Below are 14,491 nucleotides of genomic sequence, written 5' to 3' on the forward strand. Positions count from 1 at the left end.
CGATGAGACACCTCGCCGCTCTGCTCGTGGCGGTCATGGCCCTGACGGGCTGCGCCACCGGGGGACCGGCCGCCGCGGTCGGCCCGATCAAGGAGGTCACGATCACGATCTCCGGCAAGAAGGTCACCCCGCCTCCGGGCCGGATCGAGGTCCGCCTCAACCAGGGCGTCAAGATCACCGTGACCAGCGACGTCGCCGACGAGGCCCACGTCCACGGCTACGACAAGGCCGCGACGCTGCTGCCGAACCACCCCTCGGTCATCTCGTTCCTGGCCGACACGACCGGGTTGTTCGAGGTGGAGACGCACGACCAGGGCCTCCAGCTCTTCCAGCTCGTGGTGAGCTGATGCTGCTGGCTCACGGCGTGGGCGGCCGTCAGGACCTGCCCATCCCGTTCTCCGCCGCCCTGATCGGCGCGATCATCTGCCTCGTGGTGTCGTTCGCCGCGCTGGGGTTCCTGTGGCGCGAGCCCCGGCTCGGCCCCGGCCTCGACGACGCCCGCCCGCTGCCGGGTTTCCTCCAGTGGCGGGTGCCGGAGTGGGTGTGGCGGGTGGTCGGCCTGGTCGCGACGGCGTACTTCCTGATCGGCTTCTTCGGCCCCGACGACGCCGACAACCCGACGGCCGGGGTGGTCTACGTCCTGTTCTGGGTCGGCCTGGTGCCGCTGTCGCTGGTCTTCGGCGGCGTCTGGCGGTTGTTCAACCCGCTGCGGACCGTCGTCCTGCTGGTCCGGGGCGAGCGCTCGGTCCGCCCGCTGCCCGAGCGCCTCGGCTACTGGCCGGCCGCCGCCGGGCTGCTCGCCTTCGTCTGGCTGGAGCTGGTCGCCCCCGGGCGGGTGACCCTGCCGGTCATCGGCGGGTGGCTTTCCCTGTACGCCCTCGCGATGCTCGCCGGCGGGTTCGTCTACGGCGTGCGGTGGTTCGACAAGGGTGACACCTTCGAGGTCTACAGCGACCTGGCCGGGCGGCTCTCCCCGGTCGCCCGCCGCGACGACGGCGTGCTGGTCTGGCGCAACCCGCTCGACGGCATGACCACCCTGCGCCCCGCGCCTGGGCTGGTCGTGCTGGTCATCGTCCTGCTCGGCTCGACCATGTACGACAGCGTCTCCAACGCGCCGGTCTGGGTCAGGTTCGTCCAGGAGAACAGCCTGCCGTCACCCGTGCTGGGCACCCTCGGCCTGCTGTCGGTGATCCTGCTCGTGCTGGGGGCCTACCTGCTGGCGACCCGGCTGGCCGGCCGGCGCGGCATGGGGGAGCAGCACCGGACGGCGGGCGAGATCGCCCACTCGATCGTGCCGATCGCCATCGGCTACGTCGTGGCCCACTACTTCACCCTGCTCCTGTACGAGGGCCAGCGCACGATCGCGCTGCTCTCCGACCCCCTGATGACCGGCGCCAACTGGCTCGGGACGGACGGCTGGACCATCCAGTCGGCGTTCCTGACCCCCGCCGCCGTGGCCATGCTCCAGGTGACCCTGATCGTCATCGGCCACGTCCTCGGCACGGCCCTGGCCCACGACCGGGCCCTGGTGCTGTTCCCGAGGCGGACGGCCGTGGCGGGGCAGGTGCCCCTGCTGGTCCTGATGGTCGTCTACACGGTGACGGGCCTGATGCTCCTGTTCGCCGCCTAGATCGTCCGGGCCACCCGGAAGCCGAGATCGTCGATCGCGAACGCCGGGTGGCTCTTGCGGCGGCACGACGCCCGCAGCGCCGCCGGCCGGTCATGGGCGCCGCCGCCCCGGAACACCCGGTAGTCGCCGTAGACCTCGGGGTCGTAGAGGTCGGCCGTCCACTCCCAGACGTTGCCGATCATGTCGTACAGACCCCAGGAGTTGGGCTCCTTCAGGCCCACCTCCCGCACCTCGCCGCCGTGCCAGGCGATCGCGTCGAGCTCGCCGTAGCGGTCGCCCCGGGAACCGGCGCGGCAGGCGTGCTCCCACTCGGCCTCGGTCGGCAGCCGCCCCCCGGCCCGCGCGCAGTACTCCTGGGCGTCGTACCAGGACACGTCCGTGACCGGACGCCGGTCGCCGGCCACGCCGTGGAACTCCTCCCGGGTCACCGGATGGGCGGCGAGCAGGAACGGCTCGACCTCGACCGTCCACCCGGTGTTCCGCGCCTCGTCGCGCAGCAGGATCACCCCGCCCGGGATCTCGATCACTTCGAGAACTTCGTCTTCGGCCGCTGCTCCAGCTCGCCGTCGACGTAGACGTCGACCTTCTCGTTGTAGAACGCGACCAGCCCGGCGATCTTCTGGCTCTCCGGCAGCGGCGTCCGGTAGGACCAGGCGAGATCCTTGCCGCCGTTGACCGTCCAGTATTCGGCCGACCCCTTGTAGGGGCAGTGCGTGACGGTGTCGGTCGCCTCCATCAGGTCGAACCGCACGTCGGTCTTGGGCAGGTAGTACCGGGCCGGCAGCCCGGTCTCGAAGAGGATGCGCGCGTGCCGCGACTCGGCGACCGTCTGCCCGTCGACCTCGATCCGGATGTGCCGCGACGACGGCAGGATGTCGACCCGCGTGTACGGGTCACGCGGGTGGACGAAGACCTCCTCGTCCTCCTCGAACCAGGCGTCCATGGCGTCCCACTCGAACCGGACGTGGTCGCGGATCTCCTCGATCGGCGAGTCGGCGTAGACGATCGCCGGGGCCTGCCTGCCGCCGGACGTGACGGTGTAGAGGGTGGCGTCGCCCCGGGAGGGCGAATGGGGCCCCGGACCGGCCTCCTTGAGCACCCCGGGCACGACGTCCTTGATCGGGATGTAGTAGGTCGGGTAGTAGGGCGCCTCCCAGACCATGAGCGCCGACGTGGTGTCGGCCACGGGCAGGCCGCCGAGATAAACGCGCAAACGCTTGGCCGTCGGCTCCAGCCGGACCCGGCCTCTGGTTGTCGTCATACCGGCGGAAACCATGCCTGGTGGGGAGGTATTCCACCCCTGGAGTCGCAGCCGGTCGGGAAAGTTTCAGTGCCCCGGCGGGCCGGGGCCTCCGCCCCCGCAGGAAGGCGTGCCGGATCTCCGGTCGCGATGTTTCATACTCTTGACGGTCGCCGATTGTTTCCTGTTTGCTTCGCATGATTCACCCCGTAGATCACGGGTGGAGATGTTAACGCTCACATCAACCTGACCTGCACGATGAGAGGTTGGCCATGTCCGCTGGGAAACGATTACTCACCCTGGTGCTCGGAGCGGTTACCGTGCTCGCCATGTTGGTGGCCGTCCGGGCGACCGCCGCCCAGGCGGAGTCCAACGGCGGGGTGCGCGTCATGCCCCTGGGCGACTCCATCACCGAGGGCACCCAGGTGCCCGGCGGTTACCGCATCGGGTTGTGGCAGCGGCTGGCCGCCGCCCGGTACACCAACGATTTCGTCGGCTCCCAGTTCAACGGGCCGAGCTCGCTCTGGGACCACGACCACGAGGGACATCCCGGCTGGCGCATCGACCAGATCGACGCCAACGTCACCGGCTGGTTGCGGACGCACAACCCGCGCACCGTGCTGCTCCACATCGGCACCAACGACATCCTGCAGAACTACAACGTGTCCACCGCGCCCCAGCGGCTGTCCACGCTGATCGACCGCATCACCGCGACGGTCCCGAACGCCGACGTCCTCGTCGCGACCATCATCCCGCTGTCGTCGGCCAGCCAGGGAGCCGCGGCCCGCACCTTCAACGCGGCCATCCCGGGCATCGTCTGGGACAAGGTCTCCGCCGGCAAGCGGGTGCACCTGGTCGACATGTACAGCAAGCTCACCACGTCCGACCTGATCGACGGCGTCCACCCGACGGCGGGCGGCTACGACAAGATGGCCGCCGCCTGGTACACGGCCCTGCAGTCGATCCCCGGAAGCATCGGCCAGCCGAACACCACCCCCAGCCCGACCCCGTCGCCGTCCCCGTCGGCGACCAGTTCCATCCGCGGTGTCGGTTCGAACCGGTGCGTGGACGTGGCGGGCGTCTCCCAGGCCAACGGCGCGCGGGCGCAGATCTGGGACTGCAACGGGCAGGCCAACCAGCGGTGGACCGCCACGTCCGCGTCTGAGCTGCGGGTCTACGGCAACAAGTGCCTGGACGTGAACGGCGGCTCCACCGCCGACGGCGCGGCGGTGATCATCTGGGACTGCAACGGCCAGAACAACCAGAAGTGGCGTTTCAACGCCGACGGCACCATCACCGCCGTCGGCGCGGGCAAATGCCTGGACGTCCCGAACTACTCGACGGCCAACGGGGTGCCGTTGCAGATCTGGTCCTGCAACGGCGCCGCCAACCAGCGCTGGAGCCGGGTCTGAACCCGATCCGGCGAGGGCGCCCGGACCGGGGCTGAAGACCGCACGCCGGCGACACCGTCACCGGCGTGCGGCCGGGGCGCTCCCACCCGCACCCGCGTCTCAGCGGCGGCAGCGGACCTCCGTCCGGGTGGTCGTGACCGTCCCGTCGACCAGGCGGTGGACGTGACAGGCCCCGGCCGGGGCCTCGCGGGTGGCCGCCACGACCGCCAGGCCCTCCTTGGTGAGGCGGTCGAGGGCCGAGAGGTCGGCGGGCGCGTCGAGGAGCAGGATCCGGGGGTTGGCCATCAGGGCGCGGCCGACGGCGGCGGCCTGGTGTTCGGTGAGGGAAAGGGCGGCGGCATGGGCGCGGCGTTTTTCCCGCAGGTTCGGATAGAGGTCGTAGACCTTGTTGAGGGTCCACGGCCCCGGGGCCGCCCAGCGTGCGCCGACCAGGAGATTCTCCTCCACGGTCAGCGACGTGAACAAACGGTGATTCTGCGGCATCAGGCATAGCCCACGGGCTTTCCGCCATTCCGGGCGTTCCCGGGTGATGTCGGAGTCGTTGAAACGGATCGTCCCGTTCGCGGCGGGGTGCAGGCCGACGACGGTACGCAGCAGCGTCGTCTTGCCCGAGCCGGGGCCGCCCACGATGGCGTGGTGTTCTCCCTGCTCAACCCGCATCGTGACGGCGCGGATGGCGCGCGTGGCGCCATAACCGGCGGACAGTGCGGTGACTTCCAGTACGGCGTTCATTTGCCATCAATTGTGGAAATTTCAGGCCGCATTCGTCTTGCACCTGGCGGCACACGACTTGACGCTCAGCGCACCGGGTCCCAATCTGCACACATGCTCTATATCGCCCATACCGCGGGCGTCCCGGTCGAGGAGCGTCAGGATTTCTGGCAAGACGTGGTTTCCTCGGCATTTGTGCCACTTGAAGCGGTTTTTCCGACAAAGCGGTTCGAGGGAAGACTCCGGTCCACCTCGCTGGGCCCGCTCGACGTGATCGACGTCGACACGACGGCCCACCAGGCCCGCCGGACCCCCAGGCTGGTCTCGGCCGCCCCGTCCGACAGCCTGAAGCTCGGCCTGTTCGTGAAGGGCCGCGGACGGCTGGAGCAGGACGGCCGCCAGGCCGTCGTCGAGACCGGCGAGATGGCCGTGTACGACACCGACCGCCCCTACTGGCTCGACTTCGACGAACCGGCCCGCATGGTCGTGCTGCTGTTCCCGCGCGCCATGCTCGGGCTGCCGCCCGACCGGGTCGACGAGGTGACGGGGCGGTCGATCCCCAGCGCCGGCGGCGTCGGCGCCCTGGTCGCGCCCTTCCTGCTCCGGCTCGCGGCGCAACTCGACGACGTCGAGGTCCGCGACTCCGCCCGGCTGGCCGGCAACGTCGTCGACCTGGTCGCGACCATGCTCGCCGACCGGCTGGACCTGCCCCCGGCCGACCCCGACGCCGCGCGCCGGGCGATGCTGCTGCGCATCACGTCGTACATAGAAGGGCACCTGGGAGACCCCGGCCTCGACCCGGCCCGGATCGCGGCCGCGCACCACATCTCCACCCGATACCTGCACAAGCTGTTCAGCGCCGAGAGCACGACGGTGGCCGCCTGGATCCGCACCCGCCGCCTGGAGCGCTGCGTCCGCGACCTGCGCGACCCCCTCCAGGCCGCCCGTCCGGTCAGCGCGATCGGCGCCCAGTGGGGGTTCCCGGACGCCTCCCACTTCAGCCGCCTGTTCAAGGCCGCCTACGGCCTCTCACCCCGCGACTACCGGAGCGCGGTGGGCGAGCACTGAGTCGCGGATCTCGCCCGCCCGGATCGCCGTGGTCGACAACAGGGTCGAGGTGAGGCCGTGGGAGTGCTCGGTGCCTCCCTGGAGGTAGACGCCGGCGGTCACCGGGCCGGCGAACTGGACGCGGTGGTCGCGGCTCACCCGCAGCGCGTCCTCGTCGTCGCGCAGGCAGAGCTTGCCCGCCTCGCCAAGGAGCGCGGCCACGTCGTGGGGGCGGTAGCCCGTCGCGTGGACCAGGACGTCGGCCTCGATCGTGACGTGCTCGCCGGTCGGGAGGTATTCGACCGTCACCCGCAGGCCGCCGGGACCCTCCTCGACGTCGCGGATGCGGGAGACGTTGAGCATCCGCAGCCTCTGGTGGCCGTGCACCTTCTCGCGGTACATGGTGGCGTACAGGGCCTGGATGAGGTCCATGTCGACCACGGAGTAGTTGGTGCCCCGGTGGTAGTCGACGAGCGACCGCTTCACCTCGGCGGGGGCGGTGAAGTAGACGTCGACCGCGTCGGGGTCGAAGATGCGGTTCGCGAACGGGCTGTCGTCGGCGGGGGTGTAGCCGTACTTGGCGAAGATCGCGCAGACCTCGGCGTCGGTGAAGGTGCGGTGCAGGTAGTCGACCGCCTCGGCGGCGCTCTGCCCGGCCCCGAGCACTAACACGCGCCCGATCCGGTCGCCGCCGGCCACCTTCTCCGCCACCTTCGGGACCAGCCCGCTGGTGTGCCAGACCCGGTCGGACAACACCGTCCCGGGCGGCAGATGCGGCTCCAGGCCCACCGCGACCGACAGGTTCCGGGCCCGGCGCACCCGGCCGTCGGCGGTGACGACGTCGAAGTAGCGGATCTCGCCGTCCTCCTTGACGGCCTTCACCGCGGTCACCTCGGAGGAGTAGGTCACCGTGTGGGCCATGCGCGCCGCCGCCCACTCGAAGTAGTCGTGGAACTCCGCGCGGAGCGGGAACAGGGTCTTCTGGTTGAGGAAGTCGACCAGGCGGCCCTTGTCCCGCAGGTAGCACAGGAAGCTGAACTCGCTGGCCGGGTTCCGCATCGTGACCAGGTCCTTCGGAAAGGAGACCTGCATCGTCGCGTCGTCGATGAGCATGCCGCGGTGCCAGCCGAAGCGCGGCTGTTTCTCCAGGAAGGCGGCGGTCATCCGCTCCGACGGCGCGGCCCGCGCGTTGTGCTCCTCGACGGCTATGGCCAGTGCCAGGTTCGAGGGCCCGAATCCGATCCCCAGAACGTCGTAGACCATCGTGGTCACGCGATCGCCTCCCTTGTCGCTCGTATGGTAAATAAGGTTAGCCTTACCTTGCAATATCGGCCGACGGAGAGGGAACCCCCACCATGCGGGTCGTCATGTTCGGACACCAGACCTGGGGGCACCGCACCCTGCGGGCGCTGCTGGAGTCGTCGCACGAGGTCGTGCTGGCGGTGACCCATCCGAAGAGCGACCACGCGTACGAGAGGATCTGGGACGACAGCGTCGCCGACCTGGCCGCCGGGCACGACGTGCCCGTCCTGCTGCGCAACCGCCCGACCGACCCCGAGTTACTCCAGGCCGTGAAGGACGCGCGGCCCGACGTCATCGTGGCCAACAACTGGCGCACGTGGTTGCCGCCGGAGATCTACGACCTGCCCCCGCACGGCACCCTCAACGTGCACGACTCGCTGCTGCCGAAATACGCCGGGTTCTCACCGATCATCTGGGCCCTCATCAACGGCGAACCGGAGGTCGGCGTGACCGCCCACCGGATGACGGAGGACCTGGACGCGGGCGACGTCCTCCTCCAGCGCTCGGTCCCGGTGACGCCCACCTCGACCGCGACGGACCTGTTCCTCGCGACCGTCGACCTCATCGCGCCGATCGTGCACGAGGGCCTCGACCTCATCGAGTCGGGCCGGGCGGTCTGGACCCCCCAGGACCGGTCGCAGGCCTCCTTCTTCCACAAACGGGCCGTCGAGGACAGCCGCATCGACTGGACGTGGCCCGCGGAGGACCTGGAGCGGCTGGTACGCGCGCAGTCGGACCCCTATCCGAACGCCTTTACCTTTCACCGGGGCGAGCGGATCCGGGTGCTGGAGGCCTCGGTCTCGAAGGGCCGTTACGGGGGGACGCCGGGGCGGGTGTTCATCCGCGAGGGCGACGGGATCGTGATCGTGGCCGGGGCGAACGCGCGGTCGGGGCGGCTCCCCGGGTTGGTGATCAGCAAGGTCCGGCTCGACGACGGCACGGAACTCCCGGCGACGGAGCACTTCCGCGTGATGGGCGGCTACCTCGGCTGACCCGGCGACCCCGCGGGACTTCCGGGTAGAGAACGCGCCGAGCATCCCGCGATGGGCGTATTGATACGATCGGTAGAGGTGTGCCGGGAAGTCTGGTCGGCGGAGGTTGTTCGCGTTCCTGCTACCAGAGCGGAGTTCCATGCCCGGCACCGAGATTCGTCGTGCCCCTCGACTGTTCGACCGCAGCACCTGGCCCGAGACCAGGCGCATCGCCGACATCCTGCGCAAGGAGACCATCGGCGGCGCGTTGCTGCTGGCGGCGGCGCTGGCCGCGATGGTGTGGGCCAACTCCCCGTGGGCGCAGGCCTACCGGGAGCTCGGCGCGATCGAGGTCGGCCCCGCCGCGCTGCACCTGAACCTCGACCTGGCCGCCTGGGCGGCCGACGGCCTGCTGGCGATCTTCTTCTTCGTGGCCGGGCTGGAACTCAAACGCGAGTTCGTCGCCGGTGACCTGAGCGACGTCCGCCGCGCGGCCGTGCCCGTGGCGGCGGCCTTCGGCGGCGTGCTCGTGCCCGCCCTGCTCTACCTGGCCATCGCGGGAGAGACCGGGGCGCGGGGGTGGGCGATCCCGACCGCCACCGACATCGCCTTCGCCCTGGCCGTGCTGGCCGTCGTCGGCCGGAACCTGCCCGCCGGGCTGCGCACGTTCCTGCTGACGCTGGCGGTGGTCGACGACCTGATCGCCATCGTCATCATCGCCGTCTTCTACACCGCCCACCTGTCGGTCGTGCCCCTGCTGCTGGCCCTGGCGCCGCTGGCGGTCTTCGCCGCGCTGGTACGGCGGCAGGTGCGCGCATGGTGGCTGCTGCTGCCGTTGGCGTTCGCCACCTGGGCGCTGGTGCACGCCTCGGGCGTGCACGCCACGGTGGCCGGGGTGCTGCTCGCGCTGACCGTCCCGGTGCCCCGCCGCGACGGCGGCGAAGGCCCAGGACTGGCCGAGCACTTCGAGCACCGGCTCCGGCCGGTCTCCGCCGGGATCGCGGTGCCGGTCTTCGCCTTCTTCTCCGCCGGCGTCACCCTCGGCGGCCTCAGCGGTCTGGCCGGCACCCTGAGCGACCCGATCGCCCTGGGCGTGGTCGCCGGCCTGGTGGTGGGCAAGCCGGTCGGCATCCTGCTGGCGACGTGGCTGGTGGCCCGCTTCACCCGGGCCAGCCTGGACGACGGCCTGGCCTGGATCGACCTGGCCGGCCTGTCGGTGCTGGCCGGGATCGGCTTCACCGTCTCCCTGCTCATCGGTGAACTGGCCTTCGACGGGCAGAGCGGGGTCAAGGTCGCGGTGCTGGCCGGGTCGCTGGCCGCCGCCCTGCTCGCGACGGTGATCCTGCGCATGCGCGCCCGCGTCTACCGGCGGCTGCACGAGGCCGAGACCCGCGACTCCGACGGCGACGGCGTGCCCGACTGCTACGAGTGAGGCCGCGCCACCTCCTACATCAGGTACCGCAGCCACAGGTAGGGGGTGACCAGGGCGACGGTGACCACGGTGACGACCAGGCCGTACTTGGTGAACGTCCAGAAGCTGATCGGCTGGCCGTTGCGGGCGGCGATGCCGATCACCACCACGTTGGCGGCGGCGCCCACGGCGGTGGCGTTGCCGCCCAGGTCGGCGCCGAAGGCCAGCGCCCACCAGAGCACCTGGGCGTGCTCGTTGCCGCCGCCCGCCTGGACCAGGTCGGCGGCGATGGGGCTCATGGTGGCGACGTACGGGATGTTGTCGACGATCGCGGAGATCACGGCCGATCCCCACAACATGACCATGGTGGCCAGCCCGAGACGCCCCTCGGTGGCCTCGACGGCCAGGCGGGAGACCTGGCCGATGACGCCGGTCTCGACCAGGGCGCCGACCATGACGAACAGGCCGACGAAGAAGACGAGCGTCGGCCATTCGACCTCGGCGATGGCCTCCTCCGTGGTGACCTTCGTGGCGGCCACCAGGATGCCGGCGCCCAGGATCGCGACGATCGAGGGTTCGTAGTGCAGCACCGGATGCAGTACGAACGCCACCAGGACCAGGCCGAGCACCACGAGGCTCTGCCACAGCAGCCGCCGGTCGGAGATCGCCTCCCGCTCGTCGAGTTGCATGATCTCGGCGGCGCGCCGTTCGTCGTATACGAACGCCTTGCGGAACAGCACCCGGCACAGGCCGAGGAACACGACGACCAGCACCACCACCATCGGGGCCATGTGCACCAGGAAGTCGTTGAACGACAGGCCGGCCCGGCTGGCGATGATGATGTTCGGCGGGTCGCCCACCAGCGTGGCCGCGCCGCCGATGTTGGAGGCCAGCGCCTCGGCGATCAGGTAGGGCACCGCCGACAACCCCAGCCGCGCGCACACCAGGAACGTGACCGGCGCGATCAGCAGCACCGTGGTCACGTTGTCGAGCAGCGCCGAGGCCGCGGCGGTGATCAGGACCAGCAGCACCATCAGCCGGTAGGGGCGGCCCCTGGCGCGTTTGGCCGCCCAGATGGCCAGGTATTCGAAGACGCCCGTCTGTTTCAGCACCCCGACGATGACCATCATGCCGAGCAGCAGGAACACGACGTTCCAGTCGATCCCCGTCTCCTGGGAGAAGAACGCCGCCCCGGCGTCGGTGGCGTGGATGCCGAGCATGATCCCCGCCCCGCCGAGGGCGGCGGCGACCCGGTGGACCCGTTCGGAGGCGATCAGGGCGTAGACGCCCAGGAAGACCGCCAGCGACAACCAGGCGAGCGCGCTCATGCGCCGGAGAGCCGGTCGAACAGGGTCGTCAGCGTGATCGCGCCGAGGTAGCGGCCGTCGTCGACGACGGCGACCAGCGGACTTCGGGTGCGGGCCATCAGCGCGGCCACCTCCAGGATCGTGGCCTCGGGATCGGTCACGGGAAGCTCTCTCGGCCGTGGCGGCAACGCGTCCCGCACGGCCCGGTCGCCGACGTCGGCGAGAAAGAGGTCGGCGTGCGCCTCGTCGACGACCCGGGCCAGCGCCGGGTCGTCCTGGCAGTAGCCGGGCACCGCGAGCGCGAGGACCTGGGTGCCCGGCAGCACGCTGTGCGGAAGGCCGTCCTCGTCCAGCACGATCAGCCCGGCGAGGCCGAGCTCGGCCATCAGCCGGGCGGTCTGCCTGATCGGGGTGTCGAGGGTGACGGTGGGGAAGTCGGTGAGCAGATCACGAGCGCGCACGGCCGGGCCCTTCGCGGATGGCGGAAACAGTGCCGACCAGACTTCCCGGCTCACCTGGCAGGAACTCTAACAAGAGCCGGCTACGACGTGTGGTGCCGCCCCATCGGGATGACCAGAGGCGTCCCGCTCACCGGGTCGGTCGTCACCTGGCAACGCAGGTCGAAGACCTCCGCGACGGTCTCCGCCGTGATGACGTCGGCCGGGTCGCCCTCCGCCACGATGCGCCCGCCCTTCATGGCGATCACGTGGTCGGCGTACCGGCAGGCCTGGTTCAGGTCGTGCAGGACCATCACGATCGTGCGGCCCTCGTCGCGGTTCAGGTCGTGGATCAGGTCCAGGACGTCGATCTGGTGCGCGAGGTCGAGGTAGGTCGTCGGCTCGTCGAGCAGCAGGACGGGGGTGCCCTGCGCCACCGCCATGGCGATCCAGGCCCGCTGGCGCTGGCCGCCCGACAACTCGTCGACGGCGCGGCCGGCCAGGTCGGCGATGCCGGTCGCGGCCAGGGCGCCGTGGACGGCCGACTCGTCGGCCTTCGACCACTGCCGCCACCACGTCTGGTGCGGCGACCGGCCGCGTGTCACCAGGTCGAGCACGGTCAGGCCCTCGGGCGCGGTCGGGCCCTGCGGCAGGATGCCGAGCCGCCGGGCCAGTTCCCGGGTCGGGATCGAGTGCAGGGCTCGGCCGTCGAGTTCCACCGCCCCCTTGCGCGGGGCCAGCAGCCGGGCCAGGGCGCGCAGGAGCGTCGACTTGCCGCAGGCGTTCGCGCCGACGATGGCCGTGATGCGGCCCGGGGGGACCTGCACGTCGAGGTCGTCGACGACGACCCGCTGGTCGTAGGCGAGCTGGAGGCCACCGGCCTGGAGTCGGGGGGTCATGGGATCTCAGCCTCCTGAGCCCGCGCGGTTGGCGCGGATGAGCAGCCAGAGCAGAATCGGGGCGCCGAGGACGCCGGTGACGACGCCGACCGGGAGTTCCATCGGGAACAGCCGGGCGGCGGCGAGGTCCGAGCCGGCCACGAACAACGCGCCGGTCAGGCCCGCCGCGAGCGGGGGAGGCCAGGCGGTGCCGGCCAGCCGCTGGGCGATCTGGGGCGCGGCCAGGGCGACGAACGCGATGGGCCCTCCGGCGGCCGTGCCGAAGGCGACCAGGCCGACCCCCGTCACGAGCAGGGCGAGCCGGACGAACTGCACGCGGGTGCCGAGGCCGATGGCGACGTCGTCGCCGAGCTGGAGGGTGCGGGTCAGGCGGCCGAGCGCCAGGGCCGCCGGGACCAGCACGGCCATGGTGAGCGCCAGCGGCAGGGCCTGGGACCAGTCGCGGCCGTTGAGGTTGCCGGTGAGCCAGCCGAGGGCGGCGTGCGCCTGGAACTGCATGCCGCGGGCCACCAGGTAGTCGGTGGCCGAGGTGGCCATCCACTGGAGGCCGATGCCGACCAGGATGATGCGGTAGCCGGTGGTGCCGCGCCGCCAGGCCAGCACGTACACGAGGGCGGCCATGACGAACGTGCCGAGCAGGCCGAGCGCTTGCGTGCTGACGGTGCCGGTCCAGCCGAAGACGATGCCGGCCACGACGGCCGTGCCGGCGCCCTGGGTGAAGCCGATCATGTCGGGGCTGGCCAGCGCGTTGCGGGTCATCGTCTGGAAGATCGCACCCGACAGGCCGAACGCGAAGCCGACCAGGAGGCCGACGACGGCGCGCGGCAGGCGCAGCTCCCGCACGATCAGCAGCGTGCCGGGGTCGCCGACGCCGACGACGGCCCGCATCGCCTCGGTGAAGGTGATGGGGAAGTCGCCCATCGACACCGCCCAGGCGACCACGAGGAACGTGGCCGCGGCCAGCGCGGCGCAGACGGTGATCAGGCGGGGGCGGAGACGCCCGGAGAGGGGCGGCAGGGCGATCCGGAAGTGCGGGCCGGGCTTGGGGGAGAGGGTCTTGGCCGCCACGTCACACCTCGGCCAGCTTGCGGCGGCGGACCAGCATGATGAAGAACGGCCCGCCCAGGAACGCGATCAGCACGCCCGCCTGCACCTCCGTCGGTTCGGCGATCAGGCGGCCGGCGATGTCGGCGACGAGCAGCAGCGCCGGGGCGATCAGCGCCGACAGCGGCAGCAGCCAGCGGTGGTCGGGGCCGAGGCCGGCCGACTGGGCCAGGGCGCGGGCCACGTGGGGCACGACCAGGCCGATGAAGACGACCGGGCCGATCGCGGCGACGGCCGCCCCGGTCAGCAGCATGACGGCGACCACCCCCTGCGTGCGGACCAGGGCCAGGTTGCGCCCCAGCGAGGTGGCCACGTCGTCGCCGAGCGCGAGGCTGTTGAGCGCGGGGGCCGAGGCGAGCGCGAGCACCGCGCCGGCCACCACGAACGGGAGGATCTGGAGGGCCACGTCGCCGTTCAGCCCGGCCAGCGAGCCGGCCGACCAGAAGCGGTAGCGGTCGAGCGCCTCGACGTCCATGAGGACCATCGCGCTGGTCACCGAGCCGAGGAACGCGGTCACGGCGATGCCGGCCAGGGCGAGTTTCACCGGGGTGAGGCCCGAGCGGCCCATGCGGCCCAGCACGAACACCACGACGCTGGCCGCCGCCGCGCCGAGGAGGGCGAACCAGATGAAGCCGTACAGGGTGCCGATGCCGAAGGCCACGATCGAGACGACGATGCCGAACGACGCGCCCGCGCTGACGCCGAGCAGGCCCGGGTCGGCGAGCGGGTTGCGGGTGAGCGCCTGCATGAGGGTGCCGCCCAGGCCCATCGCGACGCCGGTGGTCAGGCCGATGGCGGTGCGGGGGGCGCGGACCGACCAGACGATGTTCTCGACGTTCGACGACACCGGGTCTCCGGTGAGGGCGGCGACGACCTGGCCGAGGGGGATCGCGACGGCGCCCAGCGCCAGGGAGAGCAGGCAGACGAGGACGAGCAGGGCGACCAGCAGGGTCAGCAGCAACGTCGGCCGGACCCCGGGGGGTGACTTACTGGGAGTAACTGAACCGATCGCCACGAATC

15 protein-coding genes are annotated in these 14,491 nt (G+C 71.2%); 6 read left to right on the top strand and 9 right to left on the bottom strand.

Annotation, left to right across the window (positions count from 1 at the left end):
* Positions 1–2 precede the first annotated feature (2 nt).
* Both AW273_RS33160 and AW273_RS33165 read left to right on the top strand, forming a co-directional pair.
* Complete coding sequence (locus AW273_RS33160) at positions 3–347, top strand: hypothetical protein (protein ID WP_062357135.1); 345 nt, start codon at positions 3–5, stop codon at positions 345–347.
* Positions 347–1,630 carry a hypothetical protein gene (locus tag AW273_RS33165; RefSeq protein WP_062357137.1) on the top strand — a complete coding sequence of 428 codons (1,284 nt, stop codon included), beginning with the start codon at positions 347–349 and terminating at the stop codon, positions 1,628–1,630. The genes AW273_RS33160 and AW273_RS33165 overlap by 1 nt, the downstream gene beginning before the upstream one ends.
* On the opposite strand, the gene AW273_RS33170 is transcribed toward AW273_RS33165, so the two are convergent.
* Positions 1,627–2,157: a formylglycine-generating enzyme family protein gene (locus AW273_RS33170; protein ID WP_062357139.1), complete on the bottom strand. Its 531-nt coding sequence runs from the start codon at positions 2,155–2,157 to the stop codon at positions 1,627–1,629. The genes AW273_RS33165 and AW273_RS33170 overlap by 4 nt on opposite strands.
* Positions 2,154–2,891 carry a DUF427 domain-containing protein gene (locus tag AW273_RS33175; protein WP_062357142.1) on the bottom strand — a complete coding sequence of 246 codons (738 nt, stop codon included), beginning with the start codon at positions 2,889–2,891 and terminating at the stop codon, positions 2,154–2,156. Before AW273_RS33175 ends, AW273_RS33170 begins: the two co-directional genes overlap by 4 nt.
* Before the next feature lie 308 nt (positions 2,892–3,199).
* Between AW273_RS33175 and AW273_RS33180 the strand changes: the two genes are divergently transcribed.
* Positions 3,200–4,282, top strand: coding sequence for a lectin (locus AW273_RS33180; protein ID WP_062357187.1), 1,083 nt, complete (start codon positions 3,200–3,202; stop codon positions 4,280–4,282).
* 99 nt (positions 4,283–4,381) lie between these two features.
* Here AW273_RS33180 and AW273_RS33185 read toward each other — a convergent pair whose 3' ends face one another.
* Entirely contained in the window at positions 4,382–5,014 is a 633-nt protein-coding gene (locus AW273_RS33185) for an ATP-binding cassette domain-containing protein (RefSeq protein WP_062357143.1), read from the bottom strand.
* Positions 5,015–5,107: 93 nt separating this feature from the next.
* On the opposite strand from AW273_RS33185, the gene AW273_RS33190 reads away from it, so the two are divergent.
* Positions 5,108–6,061, top strand: a complete 954-nt coding sequence (locus AW273_RS33190; protein ID WP_062357151.1) for an AraC-like ligand-binding domain-containing protein — start codon at positions 5,108–5,110, stop codon at positions 6,059–6,061.
* On the opposite strand, the gene AW273_RS33195 is transcribed toward AW273_RS33190, so the two are convergent.
* Positions 6,023–7,303 (bottom strand): lysine N(6)-hydroxylase/L-ornithine N(5)-oxygenase family protein, encoded by a 1,281-nt coding sequence (locus AW273_RS33195; RefSeq protein WP_062357189.1) that lies wholly within the window; start codon positions 7,301–7,303, stop codon positions 6,023–6,025. The genes AW273_RS33190 and AW273_RS33195 overlap by 39 nt on opposite strands.
* A gap of 92 nt (positions 7,304–7,395) precedes the next feature.
* Here AW273_RS33195 and AW273_RS33200 point away from each other — a divergent pair, with 92 nt between their 5' ends.
* Both AW273_RS33200 and nhaA read left to right on the top strand, forming a co-directional pair.
* The gene (locus AW273_RS33200) at positions 7,396–8,334 is read left to right on the top strand and encodes a methionyl-tRNA formyltransferase (RefSeq protein WP_062357152.1); all 939 of its coding nucleotides are present in this window, start codon (positions 7,396–7,398) and stop codon (positions 8,332–8,334) included.
* Positions 8,335–8,473: 139 nt separating this feature from the next.
* Positions 8,474–9,745 (top strand): Na+/H+ antiporter NhaA, encoded by a 1,272-nt coding sequence (nhaA, locus tag AW273_RS33205; RefSeq protein WP_062357154.1) that lies wholly within the window; start codon positions 8,474–8,476, stop codon positions 9,743–9,745.
* A gap of 14 nt (positions 9,746–9,759) precedes the next feature.
* Here nhaA and AW273_RS33210 read toward each other — a convergent pair whose 3' ends face one another.
* The 5 genes from AW273_RS33210 to AW273_RS33230 all read right to left on the bottom strand — a co-directional run bounded on the left by AW273_RS33210 (position 9,760) and on the right by AW273_RS33230 (position 14,486).
* Positions 9,760–11,052 carry an ArsB/NhaD family transporter gene (locus AW273_RS33210; protein WP_062357156.1) on the bottom strand — a complete coding sequence of 431 codons (1,293 nt, stop codon included), beginning with the start codon at positions 11,050–11,052 and terminating at the stop codon, positions 9,760–9,762.
* Positions 11,049–11,492 carry a CBS domain-containing protein gene (locus tag AW273_RS33215; protein ID WP_062357159.1) on the bottom strand — a complete coding sequence of 148 codons (444 nt, stop codon included), beginning with the start codon at positions 11,490–11,492 and terminating at the stop codon, positions 11,049–11,051. The genes AW273_RS33210 and AW273_RS33215 overlap by 4 nt, the downstream gene beginning before the upstream one ends.
* An 80-nt stretch (positions 11,493–11,572) precedes the next feature.
* Positions 11,573–12,367 carry an ABC transporter ATP-binding protein gene (locus tag AW273_RS33220; RefSeq protein ID WP_062357161.1) on the bottom strand — a complete coding sequence of 265 codons (795 nt, stop codon included), beginning with the start codon at positions 12,365–12,367 and terminating at the stop codon, positions 11,573–11,575.
* A 6-nt stretch (positions 12,368–12,373) separates the two neighbouring features.
* The gene (locus AW273_RS33225; protein WP_062357163.1) at positions 12,374–13,435 is read right to left on the bottom strand and encodes a FecCD family ABC transporter permease; all 1,062 of its coding nucleotides are present in this window, start codon (positions 13,433–13,435) and stop codon (positions 12,374–12,376) included.
* Between the two features lies 1 nt (position 13,436).
* On the bottom strand, positions 13,437–14,486 hold the full coding sequence (locus AW273_RS33230; protein ID WP_232327719.1) for a FecCD family ABC transporter permease: 1,050 nt from the start codon (positions 14,484–14,486) through the stop codon (positions 13,437–13,439).
* Positions 14,487–14,491 lie beyond the last annotated feature (5 nt).

Origin of the sequence: Herbidospora yilanensis, from assembly GCF_001570565.1 — a bacterium.
GTDB classification, from domain to species: Bacteria; Actinomycetota; Actinomycetes; order Streptosporangiales; family Streptosporangiaceae; genus Herbidospora; species Herbidospora yilanensis.